Origin of the sequence: Streptomyces sp. NRRL F-5727, assembly GCF_000719555.1 — a bacterium.
In the GTDB taxonomy this organism is placed as follows: Bacteria; Actinomycetota; Actinomycetes; order Streptomycetales; family Streptomycetaceae; genus Streptomyces.
Genome location: NZ_JOGX01000004.1, coordinates 250378 through 266300, shown reverse-complemented (window position 1 = coordinate 266300; position 15923 = coordinate 250378). Strand labels below are relative to the sequence as shown.

Sequence of the window (15923 nt, the reverse complement as noted above, 5' to 3'; positions counted from 1 at the left end):
GTACCGGGACCAGGATATCCGTACGGGTGAGCGGCCTGAGAGCGCTCTCTGGAGCCGAACCCCGCCGGCGGGCCGCCAGTGGTTCAGAACACAATTCTAGAACAGGGTTCTGATCTGCCCGTAGCATGGCGACGCAGACCGACGACACCGACACGGGACCGGGGGAGACCATGGTGCGGACAGACGCCGAACAGGGTGACCAGGAACGGCTGATGAGGGAGGCGGCGGCACGGGCCGGGCTCGGCGGGCACCGCGGCGGCCACGCCTCCTCGGCCCCGGCGCGGAACCGCGGCGCGCTCGGGGTCGCGGTCCTCGCGGCCGTCCTCGCCGCGGCCGTCGTCGCGTCCCTCGCCGGCGGCTACGGAGCCCTCGCGCTCGTCCCCGGCCTCTCCCTGGTCCTCTGCGTGATCTCGCTCCTCGGCCACCTGGTCTTCGGCGCCCGCACCGGCGACGCGCGCCTGGAGCAGTACGAGGGAGGGCTCGTCGTCCACCTCAAGGGCCGGATCCGGGTGGTCCGTTACGCCGACACCACGGTGCTCGACAACACGGTCCGCCGCACCCGGAACGGCCGGACGCTCTCCGTCACGTACTCCTTCGGCCTCACCGACACCGAGGGCCGCAACCTCGTCGTCGGCAGCCTCTTCACCGGCGGCGACGTCTGGGGGCCGCTGCTGCGCCACGACGCCGCCCGCGCCCAGCTGCCCGGCGCGCTCGCCCGCCTCGACGCCGGCGAACGGCTCTCCTTCGGCATCATCTGGCTCAACGCCGCCGAACTCGGCTCGGGCCGCACCTCCGCGCTCTGGCACCTCGTCAGCGGGGTCCAGGTCGAGGACGGCACGATCACCGTCCGGGCCGAGGGCCGCCGGAGCCCGCTGGTCGTCGCCCCGACCCGCTACACCCCCGACGTCTCCCTGCTCCTCGCCCTCATGGAGACCCTGCGCGCCGCCGGACCGGCCCGCTGACCGGGCGGCACCCCGGCGGGCCGGCCGTTCACCCGTGGCGGTGGTCGCGGCCCGTAGCGGCTCCCGCCGCCACCCCCGTACGGCAGCGTGACCGCCATGAACGTCCGCCGCACCGCGCTCCCGCTGCTCACCGTCCTCCTGGTCGGCGGGTGCGTCGCGCTCCCGAAGCCGTCCGCGCCGCCCGCCCCGCGGCCGCCGGGGTCCGTCCCGCCCGCGCTCGCCCCCGCCGCCCAGCGCCCCCCGTCGGCGCTCCCGGCCCGCCCTGCGCGGCCGGTCGAGCCCGAGCCCCGGGAGGAACTGGCGGAGGCCGAGGGGGAGCCCCGGGAGACCGGATCGGCGCCGGCGCGCGAGTCCCGGGACACCCCCGCGCGACGCCCGCACGGGGACGGCCGGGCGCCGGTGCGGCACGGCAGCGGATCCGACGCCACGCGCGCGCCCGCCCCGGCACCCCGGACGACGCCGCCCCGCCCGGCCGCGACGAAGCAACGCCCGCCCCGGACCCGTGCGGTGACCCCGCGCAGCGTTCCCGCACCTGTCCCCGCCCCCGCCCGCGCACCCACGCCCCGGCCGGCGGGCACACAGGTCCCCGAGATGCGGAACCTCTGCCGCGAGGCGCAGCGGATCGACGCTCCCATAGGCGCGGCGGAGCTGTGCCGCGGCATGTACGGCCGCTGACGGACCGTCGAAGTGGCCCAGTCCCACAGGCCGTCAATGGACCAAGGAGCGCGGGCCACTTCGGCGTACCGTCGTGTCCATGGCGAACACCTCCCCGGCGCACCCCACGGTCGCGACCACCGTCCCCGCCCCCGCCTCCCCGGCCGCGCGACCGTCCGCACCCCGCACCCTGCTCCTCGCCCAGCTCAGCAACTCCGTCGGCGACGGCGCCTTCTACGTGACCTCGGCGCTCTACTTCACCGATGTCGTCGGGCTCTCCGCCGCCCAGGTCGGGGCCGGTCTCGCCATCGCCTGGGCGGTCGGCTCGCCCGCCGGGGTGCCGCTCGGGGCGCTCGCCGACCGGCGCGGCCCGCGAGGCGTCTCCGTCCTCCTCGCGCTCGTGACCGCGGCGGCCGTCGCCTCCTTCCTCCTCATCGGCTCCTTCCCGGCCTTCCTCGCCGCCGCCACCCTGTACGCCTGCGCCCAGAGCGGTCTCGCCGCCGCCCGGCAGGCGCTGCTCGCCGGACTCGTCGCCCCGGCCGACCGGACCGCCGTCCTCGCCCGGCTCCAGGCCGTCCTCAACGGCGGCCTCGCCGTCGGGGCGGCCCTCGGCGGCCTCGCCCTGCACGCCGGCACGCGCGACGCCTACCTCGCCGTCTTCGCCCTCGACACGGCCGGGTTCCTGTGCTGCGCCCTGCTGCTGGGCAGGCTCCCCGCAGCCGCGGCGACCCCGGCCGCCCCGACCGCCGCGCGCGGGGCCTCCGGGACGGCCGTGCTGCGCGACCGGCCGTACGTGGTCCTCACGCTCCTCAACGCGCTGCTGCTGCTGCGGATGCCGCTCCTCAGCCTGGCCCTGCCGCTGTGGATCGCGCAGCGGACGGCGGCGCCCGGCTGGACCGTCTCGGCGCTCTTCGTCCTCAACACCGCGGCCGTCACCCTCTTCCAGGTCCGCGCCGCCCGCTCCGTCACCGACCTCGGCACCGCCGCGGCGGCGGTCCGGGGCGCGGGCGTCGTCCTCTTCGCCGGCTGCGCCGTCTTCGCCGCGACCGCGCTCCCCGGGCTCGGCGCCGGCGCGGCCGTCGCGGTCCTGGTGCTCGGCGCCGTCCTCCTCGTCGTGGGCGAGATGCGGCACGCGGCCGGCTCCTGGCAGCTGGGCCTCGGCCTGGCGCCCGCCGACCGGATCGGCCTGTACCAGGGCTTCTACGGCGCCGGCGTCCCCGTGGCCCGGTCGCTCGGCCCGCTCGTCGTCACGACCCTCCTCATCGGCGTCGGGCCCCTCGGCTGGCTGCTGCTCGGCGCCCTCCTCGCCCTGGCCGCCGCGGCCACCGGCCCGGTCTCCCGCTGGGCGGCCCGGACCCGGGACGCCGACGCCTAGGCCGTGTCTTTCGGATCATGCCGGGCGCGCGGTCAGGCGGTCCCGGCCCGGTCGCGCGTGAGCAGCGCGAACCCCGGCCGGTCCACGGAGACGGACGCCGCCGCCAGGACGACCACGCCGGTGCCGGAGGCGCGGTCCAGGCCGAGCCAGGAGCGGAAGCCGCCGGTCCCGCCGTTGTGCATCGTCACCGTCAGGTCCCGGACCCGCAGGGTGATCCAGGCCGCGCCGATCCGGGTCCCCGCGCCGAACCGGGCGACCGGATCGAGCGCGGCCGTCCCCGGTGCCGTGCAGTCGAGGAGAGCGGCGGTGAGGCGCGCCATGCTGCCGATGTCGGCCCGGATCCCGCCGGCCGGCCCCAGGGCCTCGCCCGTCCACGGCTCGCGCGGCCTGCCCCGCCGGGTCGTCCCCGCGAGGGCGCCGGGCCGCAGCCCGGCCGGATCCGCGGGCAGGTAGAAGCAGCCGAGCCCGAGCGGCCCGCCGATCCGGTCGGCGACCAGCTCCTCGTACGACGTCCCGGCTGCGGCCGCCAGCGCGTGCCCGAGGAGTTCGAAGCCGAGGTTGGAGTAGCGGGGCCGCGGCGGGCCCAGCCGTACCGAGCGGGCCTGGTCGATCAGGCCGGCGACGTCCTCGCCGTACGGATTGGTGCCGTGCCGCCACAGCGCGACCGTCCGCCGCCACGGCCGGGCCGAGGCCGGCACCCTCGGCAGCCCCGACCGGTGCGTGGCCAGCGCCCCCAGCGTCACCGCGCCCGCCGGCACGTCCGCGAGCGGCAGCAGCGCGCCGAGCGCCGTCCCCGCCGTCACCTCCCCGCGCTCCAGCGCGTCCGCGTACAGCAGCCCCGTGACGCCCTTCGACACGGACCCGATCTCGTAGTCCGCCCCGAGCGCCGCGCCCACGGACGCCGTCACCGCGCCCCCGGGGCCGACGACGGCCCCCGCCACCGGGAACCGCCCGCCCGTCAGCGCCCGCAGGCGCCCCGCCAGCCACTCGTCACCATGATCCCCACCCATGGGGACCACCCTATGACCTGCTCCGCCGTCCGCTGTGACCCATGTCACGGATTCCGCTTTCCCTCTTTCCGTTATCCCCCTCCCCGGCCGAGGCTCTCCCAGGCGCAGGTAACTCCGGGAACGGGCGAGAGAAGGACGGACGGCGTGCAGCGGACCACAGGTGCGGACGAGATGACGGAACGGATACGGGCGGCGCAGTACGGGGACCCCTGGGCGTGCGACCAGGTCCTCGGCGCCCATCAGCCGCTCGTCCACGCCCTGGTGTCCCGCGCCCTCGTCGCCCGCCCGTCCGTCGCCGCCGGCACCGTCGTCCAGGAGACCCTGCGCCGGGCCCACGGCACCCTGCACACGCTGCCGTACCCGGAGGCGTTCCGGCCCTGGCTCGTCGCGCTCGCCGTGGACACCACCCTCGCGCACACGGCCGTCGGCCTCGACCAGGCCGGGGGCTGGCTGGACGTGCAGGACGCGGTGCTCGCCGCGCTCGGCTCGCTGGAGGACGAGGGGCTGCTCCTGCGGTACGAGACGGCCGCCGCCCTCCAGTGGACGCCGGAGGACACCGCCCTGCGCATGGAGACCGTGCGGACCCGCGTCGACGCGGCCCGGTCCGTCGGCGCCGCGCTGGCCCGCCGGCCGCGCTGCCCGAGGCTCCGGGAGCTGACCGCCGGCTGGGACGGCCGGCCCGGCCCGGGCTGGCGCGACCATCTGGCCGCGCACACCGGCACGTGCGCGGCCTGCAGCGGGCTGGCGCCCGTCGCGACGGCCGCCCCAGCGGTGCCCGGGCCTCACCCTCACCCTGAGGTCGAGGTCGAGGTCGAGGTCGGGGCCGTCGAGGCCGACGCCCCGACGCGGGCGTACGACCTCGGAGGGCTTGCCGCGGTGCCCGTCGGACCGCGCGGGACGCGGGCCGACCGCCGGCGCCGGCGCCAGGTCGAGGAGCGGACCCGGCGGCGGGCCGCCGTCGCGGCCGGTATCGCGGTCGTCGCCGTGACCGGCGGGGCGTTCTCGCTGTACGGCGGGCGGGGCGGGCAGGAGGAACTCCTGGAGGCCAACCGCGCCACCGTGCCCGGCCCCGACGTCCCCCTCAGCCACTCCCCGGACTCGCTGTCCGTCTCGCCCGCCACCTCCACCGCGACCCCCTCCGGCACCGGCACGCCGTCCGCCCGGCCGACCGCCTCCGCCACGCCCTCCGCCGGGAAGACCGCCACCGCGCGCCCCACCACGGCGACCCCCACCCCGCGCCGCACCACCGCGAGCCCCGTCGCGACCCCGGCGAAGCCGACCGTCGCCCCGACGACCGCCCCGGAGCCCACCCGGACGACCGCGCCGCCGACGACCGAACCGGACCCGGGCGGCGGCAGGCAGAACGACACCGGCCAGGGGTCGGCCGCGGACCAGGTGATCTCCCTCGTCAACGCCGAACGCGCCAAGGCGGGGTGCGGGCCGCTCACCGCGAACGCCACCCTCACCAGCGCCGCCCAGGGCCACTCCGACGACATGGCCGCCCGGGACTTCTTCGACCACACCAACCCCGACGGCGACGGCCCCGGGGAGCGGGTCACCGCCGCCGGCTACCCGTGGACCACCTACGGCGAGAACATCGCCAAGGGGCAGACGACGCCCGAGCAGGTCATGGACGCGTGGATGAACAGCCCCGGCCACCGCGCGAACATCCTCAACTGCGACTTCAAGGAGATCGGCGTCGGCATCCACACCGACGGCGGGCCCTACTGGACCCAGGTCTTCGGCGCCCGCTGACCGGCCGGACGGTCACCGCTCCGCCGCCGCGACCAGGGCGGACAGTTCGACCCGGGACCGGAGCTGGAGCCTGGCGTAGACGCCGCGCAGATGGTGGTCGACGGTCCGGGGGCTCAGCGAGAGGCGCACCGCGACCTCCTCGTTCGTGGCGCCGTCCGCGACGAGCCGGGCGATCCGCCGCTGCTGCGGCGTGAGCCCGGCCAGGGCGGAGGGGTCGGGCCGCCGCGCGCCGGGCGCACCCGTCGCCCGGAGCTCCGCGCGGGCCTGCCGGGCCCATCCCTCGGCGGCGGCCCGCTCGAAGGCGACCAGGGCGTCGCGCAGCGGGCCCCGCGCCTCGCCCGGCCGGCGCCGCCGGCGCAGCCAGGTCCCGTACGCGAAGAGGGTGCGGGCCCGCTCGAAGTCGTTGCCGCCGGTCTCGTGGTGCCGCAGGGCCTCGCCGAACCAGCGGTGCGTCTCCTCGCCGTGCGGGGCCAGCAGGGCGCGGCAGCGGGCCAGTTGGGCGGGGGCTGGCCGGTCGAGCCCGTACCCCGCCCAGCGTGCGTACTCCTCCGTCGCCGCCCGGGCCTCCACCGCCCGCCCCGAGGCGACCGCCGCCTCCACGAAGCACGGGACGGCCAGCATGCGGAGCGCGAAGTGGCCGCCGCGCGGGCCGGGGCGGACCAGCGGCGCGAGGCGCGCGGCGGCCTGGGCGGCGAGACCCCCGCCCAGCTCCGCCCGGGCCAGCGCCCATTCGGCGAGCGTCACCGCCTGGGCGAGACCGTGCGGGCGTCCGATCGCGAGCGCCCGCTCCGCGTGCTCCGCGACCGACGACCCGTCGCCGGTCACCGACGCCACCAGGGCCAGCACCGCGTGCTGGTGGGCCGCCGAGTTGAGCTGGCCGGTGGCGCGGGCGGCGCGCAGCCCCTCCCCGGCGGCGTGCCCGGCCCGGGCGTACCGTCCGGCGCGCAGCTCGGCGTACGCGAGGTGTTCGAGGATCCGGGGGAGCAGCGACGCCCGCTGCTCGGCCCGCGCCCGCGCCAGGGCCCGGCCGTGCAGCCGGGCCGCCGCCGTGACGTCGCCGAGCACCAGCGCGGCCGACCCCGCCCGCAGCAGCAGCCTGGGCTCGTCGCGGGCCGCACCGCCCGCGACGACCGAGGAGAGCGGGGTACGCGCCTGGTCCGGGCGGACCGTGAGCGCCGCCCGCAGCCCCTCGGCGAAGGCCCGCTCGGTGCCCGGGACGGCGGGGGCCAGGTCGAGCGCGGCGAGACAGGCCCCGACGTCCCCGGCCGCCCACGCGGCCTCCATGGCGAGGAACCGGGCGTCCGCCGCCTCGGCCGGCTCCCGGTCCCGCAGCACCTTCGCCGCCTGCAGGAACGCCTCGTGCGCGTCCATCACCGGCCCGCCCGCGAGCGCGGCGAACCCCCGCGTCAGCAGGGCCCGCCCCCGCGCCGCGGCCGACCGCGCCCGCACGACCGGGGGAGGCCCGAGACGATCGGCCCGGTGCCGCTCGTGGGGGTCGGGCGGAGCGGTGGAGACGTGCCGCCGGTCCCGGCCCCGGTCCCGCTCCCGCTCCCGGTCCCCGTCCCGGCCGTGGGTCCGGCCGTCCTGGGCCGCCGCCGCCCGTCGCAGGAACGGGTCGGGGAAGGCGAGTGCGTCGTCCCGGAGGTGCAGCAGTCCGGCCGCCACCAGACCGTCGAGGGCCTCGGTCGGCACCCGGAGGGAGCGGGCGCGGGCCAGCGCCGTGCCGGCGGCCGTGCGGTTCGGGTCCCCGGGCGCGGGGCTCGACGCGTCCGGCGCGCCGCAGGCCCGCGCCACCACGCCCAGCAGCCGGCGTCCGTCCGCCGGGAGGGCGTCCAGCAGCCCGCCGTACACGGTGACCAGGACGCCGTCGTCGACCAGCCGCCCCGGCCGGGGGACCGTCCCGGCGAGCACGCCGGGCGCGAGCCGGCGGACCGCCTCGGCCAGGACCCCCGGGTGCCCGGCCGCCTCGTCGAGGAGCCGCTCGCCCACGGCGGGGTCGACGCGCCCTCCGGCGGCGCCGGCCACCAGCGCCCGGGCGCTCGCGCGGTGGAGGCGCGGCAGCCGGACCAGCGGTGCGGCGTCCGTGCCGTCCACGGGGTCCGCCGCGGGCAGCGGGCGGCCGGGTGCGGACGCCACGAGCCAGCCGACGCGGGCGCTGCCGCGCGGGTGCGAGGCCCGCCAGTGTGCCGTGAACGCGGCCCGCGAGTGCGCGTCCCACAGCGGGAAGTCGTCGAGGCAGAGCAGCACCGGCCCCCGGCCGGGCAGCGAGGCGGCGAGCGCCGCCGCGATCCCGTCCGGGCCACGGGCGAGCCGAGCCGCCCGGCCGGCCCCCGCCCCGGACGGGACCAGCGCGTCGAACAGCGCCCGCGCCCCGCTCCACGGCACCTGCCGGCGCGGCGCGCCGACCACGTACGCCGCACCGGGGAAGTCCCGGGCCGCGCGGGCCAGCAGGGCGGAGCGCCCCTCCCCGGGACCGCCGGCCACACGGACCAGCGGCTCGCCCCCCAGCGGCCGCTCCGTCGGGCACAACAGCTGGGAGACGGCGGCCAGTTCGGCCTCCCGTCCGTACAGCACGGGTCCGGTGTCGGCGGTCACGCCCGTCACGCTAACGGCCCCGGCGGGAGGTCGGAACGGAGCCGTACGGGGGTCTGGGCCGGCGCCCAGACCCCCGGCCGCGGGGCTGTGCCCGCGCACACGAGGCCGGAACCCGCCGGGCCCGCCACGGCCGCCGGGTCCCGGCACGACCCGTCAGGACCCCAGCGGGCAGGAGCCCCGGTACTCCTCGATCGTCAGGCTCGGCCGGGGGAGCGGGCAGAGGAACTGCTCGTACCGGGTGTCGTCGTCGACGAAGCGCTTCAGCCACGCGAGGCTGTACTTCGCGATCGTCGTGTCCGACGTGTTGGGCGTGAAGTGCGTGGCGCCGTTCAGCTCCAGGTACGCCTTGTCGAGGCCGGAGGGAAGGCTCTCGTAGAACGGCTCGGAGTGGGTGAGGACGGGGGCGATCGTGTCGCCGTCCGCGCCGATGACGAGGGTCGGGGTGCTGATCTCGGGCCAGGTCTTGTCCGTGTTCCAGCCGGTCAGCGGCACGGCCGCCTTCAGGCTCGGTCGGCTCTTCGCCGCTTCGAGGGTGCCGCCGCCGCCCATCGAGTGGCCCATCACGCCGAGCCGCGAGGCGTCGACCCGGTTCCGGACGGGGCTCTTCTGGGTGAGGTGGTCGAGGGCGGCGAGGAGCTGGCGGCCCCGGCTGTCCGGCTGGTCGAGCGTGGTGAGCGTGTCGATGACGAAGACGACGAAGCCCTGCGAGGCCAGCCGGGGCCCGAGCCAGGCCACCGACGACTGGGTGGCGGTGAAGCCGGGCGAGATGGCCACCGCGCCGAACGTGCCGTCGGCCGTGCTCGTCGGGTAGTAGATGGTGCCGCCGCCGAAACCGACGGCGGCGAGCGAGGAGACCGAGGTCTGCGCGACCGCGTAGGGGCCGCGCAGGGCCTCGACGCTCGCCTCGGTGGGCGCGGGGCCGCGCTCGTACGGATTGCCGGTCGCCGCTCCCGCGCCCGGGGCGAGGAGCAGCGCGAGGCCGGCGGCGACGGCGGAGGCCGCGGCAAGGTATCGCTTCACGACGAAGTCGTCCTCTCGTGTCGTGGTACGGCCGCCCTGAGGGGGCCGCTGCCGTGGGACGGCCCCGCCACTGTGGGGGCGGCGGGGAAGGCCGTCATCGGCACAATCACCGGCCCTGAGGCCCGCGCGGGCGGCACGGGGCCGGAGCGCCGTGGGGCATGACGTGACAGCCCGCGCGCGTGGCGTGAAGGGCGTGGCGTGAAGGGCCCGCGGGAGGCTCGCGTGAAGGGCCCGTGGGAGAGCGTGGCGTGAAGGGTCGTGGGAGACTGCGGGCCTCAGCCCGATCACCCGAACGGCCGACAGGAGGCCCGATGACCGTCCTTCCCCGGTCCGCCGCGTCCCCCGCGCTGCTCGTGCGGTACGGGGCCGAGGCCCCGGCCGGCGCGGTGCTCCTGCTGCACGGCGGGCGGGCCGACGGGCTGGAGGCCCCGCCCTTCCTCAACCTGCCCGCCCTGCGCATGCGGCCCTTCGCCGAGGCCGTGCGGCGGGCGGCGGGCGGCCGGGCGGTGCTGGTCGCCGAGGGCCGCTACCGGCACCGGGGGTGGAACGGCGAGCGCGCCGACGCCGCCAGGGACGCCGAGACCGCGCTCGCCGGGCTGCGGGCCCGCTTCGGGGAGATCCCGGTCGTCCTCGTCGGCCACTCCATGGGTGGCCGGGCCGCCCTCGCCGTCGCCGGTGACCCGGCCGTCCGGGGCGTCGTCGCCCTCGCGCCCTGGTGTCCGCCGGGCGAGCCGGTCGCCCACCTCGCGGGGCGCCGGCTGCACCTCCTCCACGACGAGACGGACCGGGTGACGGCCGCCCGCGACTCGTGGGCCTTCGTCGCCCGGGCCCGGGAGGCCGGCGCGGACGCGACCGGCGTCCCCATGCCGTTCGGCGGCCACACCATGCTGCGCGGCGCCCGCCTGTGGCACCGGCGCGCCGCCGCACTGGCCCTGGAGATCCTGGCGACCACGCCCGCCTGACGTCCCCCGGCGGGCGCGGTTCGATTCGCGGGACCGGACATATCGGGACAGGATCGGGCGGAGAAGGGGGCGGCTGACGGCGCCCCCACGCGGTCGCGCGGCCCGGCCCCGCCGCCCCGCGCGAGACCGAGGAGGCGTCCGTGTCGGAACTCATCGTGATCGGGTACGAGGACCGCGCCGCCGCCGAGGAGGCCCTCGGCACGGTGCAGGACCTGCAGCGCGACCAGGTGGTGGTGCTCAACGGCCTCGCGGTCGTCTCCGTGGACGCGGAGGGCGGCACCCATGTCGACACGTCGAGCCGGGTCGTGGGCGCCACCGCCGCGACGGGCGCCCTGTGGGGCACCATCTTCGGCATTCTCTTCCTGGCCCCCGCGGTGGGCGCCCTCACCGGCGCCGCGCTCGGCGGACTCGTCGGCCGGCTCAGCAAGTCCGGCATCGACGAGCGGTTCCGGCAGCAGGTCGGCGATCTGCTGCGGCCGGGCACCGCCGCCGTCGTGATCATGGCCGCGAAGCTCACCGAGGACAAGTTCACCGCGGCGATGCAGCGCCACGGCGGCACCGTCCTGAAGACGTCCCTCAGCGACGCGGACGAGAGGGAACTGGCGCGGCAGCTCGCCGGCCCCGAGTGACCCCCTCTCCGTACCCACCCCGCACCACCGCCGGCCCCCCGTCCCCGGTGCCCGCCCGACCCCACAGGAAGGCCCCTCCATGGACCCCGTGCTCAGCACTGAGGTGCTCGCGAAGCTGCGTCAGCCCCGCCCGTACCCGGCCGTCTCGCTGGCGATGCCGACGCACCGCCGCGGACCGGACAACGCCCAGGACCCGGTCCGGCTGCGCAATCTGCTCGCCGAGGCCGAGAAGCGGCTCACCGGCGATCCGGACGTGCCGCGCGAGCGCCGGCTCGACATCCTCGACCAACTCGGCCGCGCCGCCGCCGAGGTGGACCTCACCCGCGCCGAGGACGGCCTCGTGATCTACGCCGCGCAGGGCGAGCACCAGGTGTGGTCGCTGCCCCGGACCGTGCCCGAGCGGGTGGTCCTCTCGGACACCTTCCTCACCCGGAACCTGGTCGCCGCCCGCGCCGCCGAACAGCCCTACTGGGCCGTCGCCGTCGCCGCCGACCGGGTCTCCCTGTGGAGCGGCGACCCCGAGCGGGCCACCGAGGCCGCCCGGGACGGCTTCCCGCTGACCCGCAGCCTGGAGCCCCAGGACGTCGAACGCGAGGAACGCGTCGGCGATGTCCCCAGCCTCTTCCGGGACGAGGACACCCGGCAGTTCCTGCGCGAGGCGCACGAGAAGCTGCGGGTCCTCCTCGCCGCCGAGCCCCGCCCGCTGTACGTGCTCGGCTCGGCCGCGGCCCTCGGCGCGGTGGAGGAGCTGGGCCCGCTCGGCCCCGACACGGTGACCGTCGAGCACGGCGGCCTCGCCGGCGCCCCGGCCGCCGCCGTCCACGCCGCCGTCGAACCCTCCCGCGCCGCCCGGGCGGCCGCCGCCGTCACGGCGCTCTCCGCCGAGCTCGACGCGGCGCGCGGCCGGCGCGAGTTCGCCGGCGGCATCGACGAGGTGTGGCGGGCGGCCAAGGAGGGCCGGGCGCGGCTCGTCGCCGTCGAGGAGGACTACCGGACGGTCGTGCGCGAGGAGGGCGACCACCTGCAGCCGGCCGAGGCCGGCGACGCCGGCGCCCGCGACGACATGGTCGACGAGATCGTCGAACGGGCCCTGGACACCGGCGCCGAGGTCCGTTTCGTCCCCACGGGCACCCTCGACGGCCAGGGCCGCATCGCCGCCGTCCTCCGCTACTGACGCCCGGCGCCGGGAAGGCGCGGAGCACCGGGCCGGGCCGCTCGCACCGAGCGGCCCGGCCCGCCCGCGTCAGCTCCCCCGGTCCACCCGGAAGGCCAGCAGGGCCGTGTCGTCACGGTGGTCCGACAGCTCCTGGAGGACGCCCAGGAGCTCGGGGAGCGGCAGGCGGCGGCCGCGCGCGGACTCGGCGGCCAGCTGGCGCTGCCCCTCGTCGATGGCGGCGGACGGCGTCTCGATGAGGCCGTCGGTGTACAGGAGCAGGGTGTCGCCGGGACGCAGGACGTGGGCGTGGGTCGTCCGGGGGAGTTCCGAGGCCACGCAGAGGGGCGGGTCGGCCGAGCCGGGGAGATAGCGGGCGGCGCCCTCGGCGGGCACCAGCAGCGGCGGCGGGTGCCCGGCGGTGGACCAGGTCAGCCGCCACGTACCGGCCGCGCCGCGGCGCAGGGTCGCGTGCAGGGCGGTGGCCAGGGGAGCGGTGGCCAGACCGGCCGACACCTGGTCGAGCCGGGCGAGGACCTCGTCCGGCGCGGCCTCCGGCCCGCCCGCGTACGCCAGGGCCCGCAGCATGCTGCGCATCTGCCCCATCGCCGTCGCCGCCGTCAGATCGTGCCCGGCCACGTCCCCGATGCCGAGGACGAGCGTCCCGTCCGGCAGCGTGAAGGCGTCGTACCAGTCCCCGCCGATCTCCCCGCTGGGACTGGCCGGCTGGTAGCGCGCCGCCAGCGCCCCGCCCCGCACCGGCGGCGGCTCGGTCAGATGCGACCGCTGGAGCCCCAGCGCGGTGCGCCGGGCCCGCTGGAGGTCCAGGACCTTCCGGATCGGGTGCTGGGCGTGGTGCAGCACCTCACGGAGGAGTTCGGTCTCGGCCGGGCCGGGGATCGGCGTGTCGCCGTTGGTGCTGCTGGCGGCGTATCCGAGCACCAGGTCGCCGACGATCAGCGGGACGAGGGTGAGGCTGGTGGCGCCCGAGGCGGTCAGCCAGCGTTCGCTGACCGTGGGGATCAGCCCGGGCGGCACCGGCCCGCCGGGCGGCAGCGGGAAGGTGACCGGCTCCCGCCCCCGCAGGACCTCGCGGACCGCGGGCGTCACCGCCACCTCCTGCCCGCGCAGCGCGGGCGGGGCCGGCAGTCCGGGTCGGGTCGCCGACGCGATCCGCCGCGCCGTCACCCCGGCGTGCTCCGGCAGCGGCCACTCGTCGTGCGACAGCAGCAGGATCAGGCAGGCGTCGGTGAGCTCCGGCACCAGCACCTTCACGACCTCGGCGAAGGCGTCCGGCAGGCTCGCCTCCGTCACCGCGGCGACCTGCGCGAGCAGCCGCTCGCGCAGCCGCGTGCCCCAGGCGTCCTCGACGTCGGCGGTGGCCGCCACCCACTCGGCGACGCGCCCGTCCCGCAGCACCGGCACGGAACGGGTGGACAGATGCCGGTAGGAGCCGTCCGCGGCCCGCACCCGGAACGTCGCCTCGAAGACCCCGGGCCGCTCGCCCTCCCCGGCCGCGCGCCGCCATCCCGCGCTCAGCTTCTCCCGGTCGCGCGGGTGGATGTGCGGGTACCAGCCCGCGTCCGCCCGCGGGTGCCAGGGCTTCCCGGTCAGCTGCTCCCAGCCGGGGACGAGCTCCTCCATGGACCCGTCGGCGCCCATCACCCAGACCATCTGGGAGACCGCGGAGACCAGCGCCTCGTACCGCTGGAGCGCCTGGGTCTCGGCGGTGGTGTCCATGGCGAGGACGAGGATCCCGGGGCCCCGCTCCGTGGTGACGGGGCTGCAGGAGTAGACGAAGTGCCGGGCCTGCCCGGCGGCCCCGGGGTCGGTGCGCCGCTCGCCGACGACCTGCCGGGCCCGGCCCGTGGCCCGTACGGAGTCGAGCACCGACAGGAAGCGGTGCCCGTCCGCGTCCGGGAAGGCGGCGTGGGCCGGCAGTCCGATCCGCCGGGGGCCGAAGAGCCGGGTGAACGCGGAGTTGGTGTAGAGGAGCCGTCCCTCGGGGCCCGCGAGGACGGCGACGGCGGCGACGGTCCCGTCGAACATCCGCGGATCGACGGGCGTCCCGCCCGTACCCGTGTCCGCCGCGCCCGCACCGGGGTCCGGCCCGTTCCCCGGCACGTCCGCGCCGTGTCCGCCGGGCCTTCCCGTGCTCTCACCGCCCTTCACGCTCTCATCATCGCGGCGCGGGCCGATCCCGGCCCGCCGCGGTGCCGCCGTACGGCCGTGTCCGGGGAGGTTGACGCGCGTCGACCGACCGGCCAGGCTTCCTCCCGAGAGGCGTTCTCTGACAGATGCATGACACGCACGGTCCCTGTTCTCCGTACCCGCCGAGGTGGAGGCCCGCCCGTATGTCCCCGCACACCCGCGCTTCCGTTCCGCCCGTGTCCCTCGCGTCCCCCGTGTCCCGACTCCTGCTCGCCCTCGTCCTGCTGCTCGCCGGCCTCACCGGCGTCGTGGCCGGTGCGGGTCCCGCCCGCGCCGACGCCTGCTACACCTGGTCGCGCACCCTCTCCCAGGGAGCGACCGGCGCCGACGTCACCCAGCTCCAGATCCGGGTCGCCGGCTACCCGGGCTACGGGGGCGTGCTGGCCGTCGACGGCTCGTACGGCCCGGCCACCGCCGCCGCCGTGTCGCGCTTCCAGTCCGCCTACGGCCTGGCCGCCGACGGGGTCGCCGGACCGGCGACCTTCAGCAAGCTGTACGCGCTCCAGGACGACGACTGCACACCGATCCACTTCACGTACGCCGAGCTGAACGACTGCAACACCACCTGGGCGGGCGGCGCCGTCAGCGCCACCACCGCCAAGGCCAACGCGCTGCGCACGATGTGGAAGCTGGAGGCGCTCCGCCACGCCCTCGGCGACGAGCCCATCCGGGTGACCAGCGGCTTCCGCAGCACCGCCTGCAACTCAGCTGTCGGCGGCGCCTCGGACAGCCGGCACCTCTACGGCGACGCCGCCGACCTCGGCTCCGGCCCGCACTCGCTGTGCCGGCTGGCCCAGCAGGCCCGCTACCACGGCTTCAACGGCATCCTCGGCCCGGGCTACCCCGGCCACTCCGACCACACCCACGTGGACCACCGGTCCAGCCGCTACTGGTCCGCCTCCTCCTGCGGCATCTGAGTCCGCGTCCCCGTCCGAGTCGGCACCGCACAGGCCCGGCCGCGCGCGCGAGAGCGTCGCGGCCGGGCCCGCTTCGGCGGTGTCAGCAGGTGACCCCCACATGGGCCAGCGCCTGCTTCAGCAGGACGCCGTGGCCGCCGGGCATCTCGCTCTGGACGGCCGGTGACGCGGCCTCCTGGGGGGTGAACCAGACCAGGTCGAGGGCGTCCTGGCGGGGACGGCAGTCGCCGCTCACGGGGACGATGTAGGCGAGCGACACCGCGTGCTGGCGGGGGTCGTGGAACGGGGTGATGCCCGCGGTCGGGAAGTACTCGGCGACCGTGAAGGGCTGGAGCGAGGCGGGCACCCGCGGCAGGGCGACCGGACCCAGGTCCTTCTCCAGGTGCCGCAACAGGGCGTCCCGGACGCGCTCGTGGTGCATCACGCGTCCGGAGACGAGGGTGCGGTTGATCGTTCCGTCGGCGCCGATGCGGAGCAGCAGTCCGATGCTCGTGACTTCGCCGCTGTCGTCCACCCGCACGGGAACCGCGTCGACGTACAGGATCGGCATCCGGGCACGGGCCGTGTCCAGCTCGTCCGAGGTCATCCAGCCGGGCGTGGTCTCAGTCATGTCAGACATCGCCTGATCATACTTTCCGCTCCGTCCGCTCCGCTGTGATTCCGGCGTCAGCCGTTCGGGT

The 15923-nt window shown here is 77.4% G+C and carries 13 protein-coding genes; 8 read left to right on the top strand and 5 right to left on the bottom strand.

Annotated features, from left to right (window positions below):
- Positions 1 to 125 precede the first annotated feature (125 nt).
- From IF73_RS0104950 to IF73_RS0104940, 3 genes are all read left to right on the top strand, one after another.
- Positions 126 to 962 (top strand): DUF6585 family protein, encoded by an 837-nt coding sequence (locus IF73_RS0104950; RefSeq protein ID WP_031003789.1) that lies wholly within the window; start codon positions 126 to 128, stop codon positions 960 to 962.
- Between the two features lie 96 nt (positions 963 to 1058).
- Positions 1059 to 1637, top strand: a complete 579-nt coding sequence (locus IF73_RS0104945; RefSeq protein ID WP_158821917.1) for a hypothetical protein — start codon at positions 1059 to 1061, stop codon at positions 1635 to 1637.
- Between the two features lie 79 nt (positions 1638 to 1716).
- On the top strand, positions 1717 to 2991 hold the full coding sequence (locus IF73_RS0104940) for an MFS transporter (protein WP_078867941.1): 1275 nt from the start codon (positions 1717 to 1719) through the stop codon (positions 2989 to 2991).
- Positions 2992 to 3023: 32 nt separating this feature from the next.
- On the opposite strand, the gene IF73_RS0104935 is transcribed toward IF73_RS0104940, so the two are convergent.
- A complete protein-coding gene (locus IF73_RS0104935) occupies positions 3024 to 4001 on the bottom strand; it encodes a serine hydrolase domain-containing protein (RefSeq protein ID WP_031003783.1) in 978 nt (325 codons plus the stop codon).
- Positions 4002 to 4145: 144 nt separating this feature from the next.
- Between IF73_RS0104935 and IF73_RS0104930 the strand changes: the two genes are divergently transcribed.
- Positions 4146 to 5756, top strand: a complete 1611-nt coding sequence (locus tag IF73_RS0104930; RefSeq protein WP_158821915.1) for a CAP domain-containing protein — start codon at positions 4146 to 4148, stop codon at positions 5754 to 5756.
- A gap of 12 nt (positions 5757 to 5768) precedes the next feature.
- Here IF73_RS0104930 and IF73_RS0104925 read toward each other — a convergent pair whose 3' ends face one another.
- Together IF73_RS0104925 and IF73_RS0104920 are read right to left on the bottom strand one after the other, a co-directional pair.
- A complete protein-coding gene (locus IF73_RS0104925) occupies positions 5769 to 8351 on the bottom strand; it encodes a helix-turn-helix transcriptional regulator (protein WP_063833402.1) in 2583 nt (860 codons plus the stop codon).
- Between the two features lie 153 nt (positions 8352 to 8504).
- Positions 8505 to 9371, bottom strand: a complete 867-nt coding sequence (locus IF73_RS0104920) for an alpha/beta hydrolase family protein (protein ID WP_037878246.1) — start codon at positions 9369 to 9371, stop codon at positions 8505 to 8507.
- Positions 9372 to 9682: 311 nt separating this feature from the next.
- Here IF73_RS0104920 and IF73_RS0104915 point away from each other — a divergent pair, with 311 nt between their 5' ends.
- From IF73_RS0104915 to IF73_RS0104905, 3 genes are all read left to right on the top strand, one after another.
- Positions 9683 to 10333, top strand: a complete 651-nt coding sequence (locus IF73_RS0104915) for an alpha/beta hydrolase (RefSeq protein ID WP_051716529.1) — start codon at positions 9683 to 9685, stop codon at positions 10331 to 10333.
- Between the two features lie 140 nt (positions 10334 to 10473).
- Positions 10474 to 10962 carry a DUF1269 domain-containing protein gene (locus IF73_RS0104910; RefSeq protein ID WP_031003773.1) on the top strand — a complete coding sequence of 163 codons (489 nt, stop codon included), beginning with the start codon at positions 10474 to 10476 and terminating at the stop codon, positions 10960 to 10962.
- Positions 10963 to 11041: 79 nt separating this feature from the next.
- On the top strand, positions 11042 to 12136 hold the full coding sequence (locus IF73_RS0104905) for a hypothetical protein (protein ID WP_031003770.1): 1095 nt from the start codon (positions 11042 to 11044) through the stop codon (positions 12134 to 12136).
- A 69-nt stretch (positions 12137 to 12205) separates the two neighbouring features.
- Here IF73_RS0104905 and IF73_RS0104900 read toward each other — a convergent pair whose 3' ends face one another.
- Positions 12206 to 14164, bottom strand: coding sequence for a SpoIIE family protein phosphatase (locus tag IF73_RS0104900; protein WP_051716528.1), 1959 nt, complete (start codon positions 14162 to 14164; stop codon positions 12206 to 12208).
- Between the two features lie 305 nt (positions 14165 to 14469).
- Between IF73_RS0104900 and IF73_RS0104895 the strand changes: the two genes are divergently transcribed.
- Positions 14470 to 15243 (top strand): D-Ala-D-Ala carboxypeptidase family metallohydrolase, encoded by a 774-nt coding sequence (locus IF73_RS0104895; protein WP_078867940.1) that lies wholly within the window; start codon positions 14470 to 14472, stop codon positions 15241 to 15243.
- A gap of 82 nt (positions 15244 to 15325) precedes the next feature.
- On the opposite strand, the gene IF73_RS0104890 is transcribed toward IF73_RS0104895, so the two are convergent.
- Complete coding sequence (locus tag IF73_RS0104890) at positions 15326 to 15862, bottom strand: NUDIX hydrolase family protein (protein ID WP_107049194.1); 537 nt, start codon at positions 15860 to 15862, stop codon at positions 15326 to 15328.
- Between the last annotated feature and the right edge of the window lie 61 nt (positions 15863 to 15923).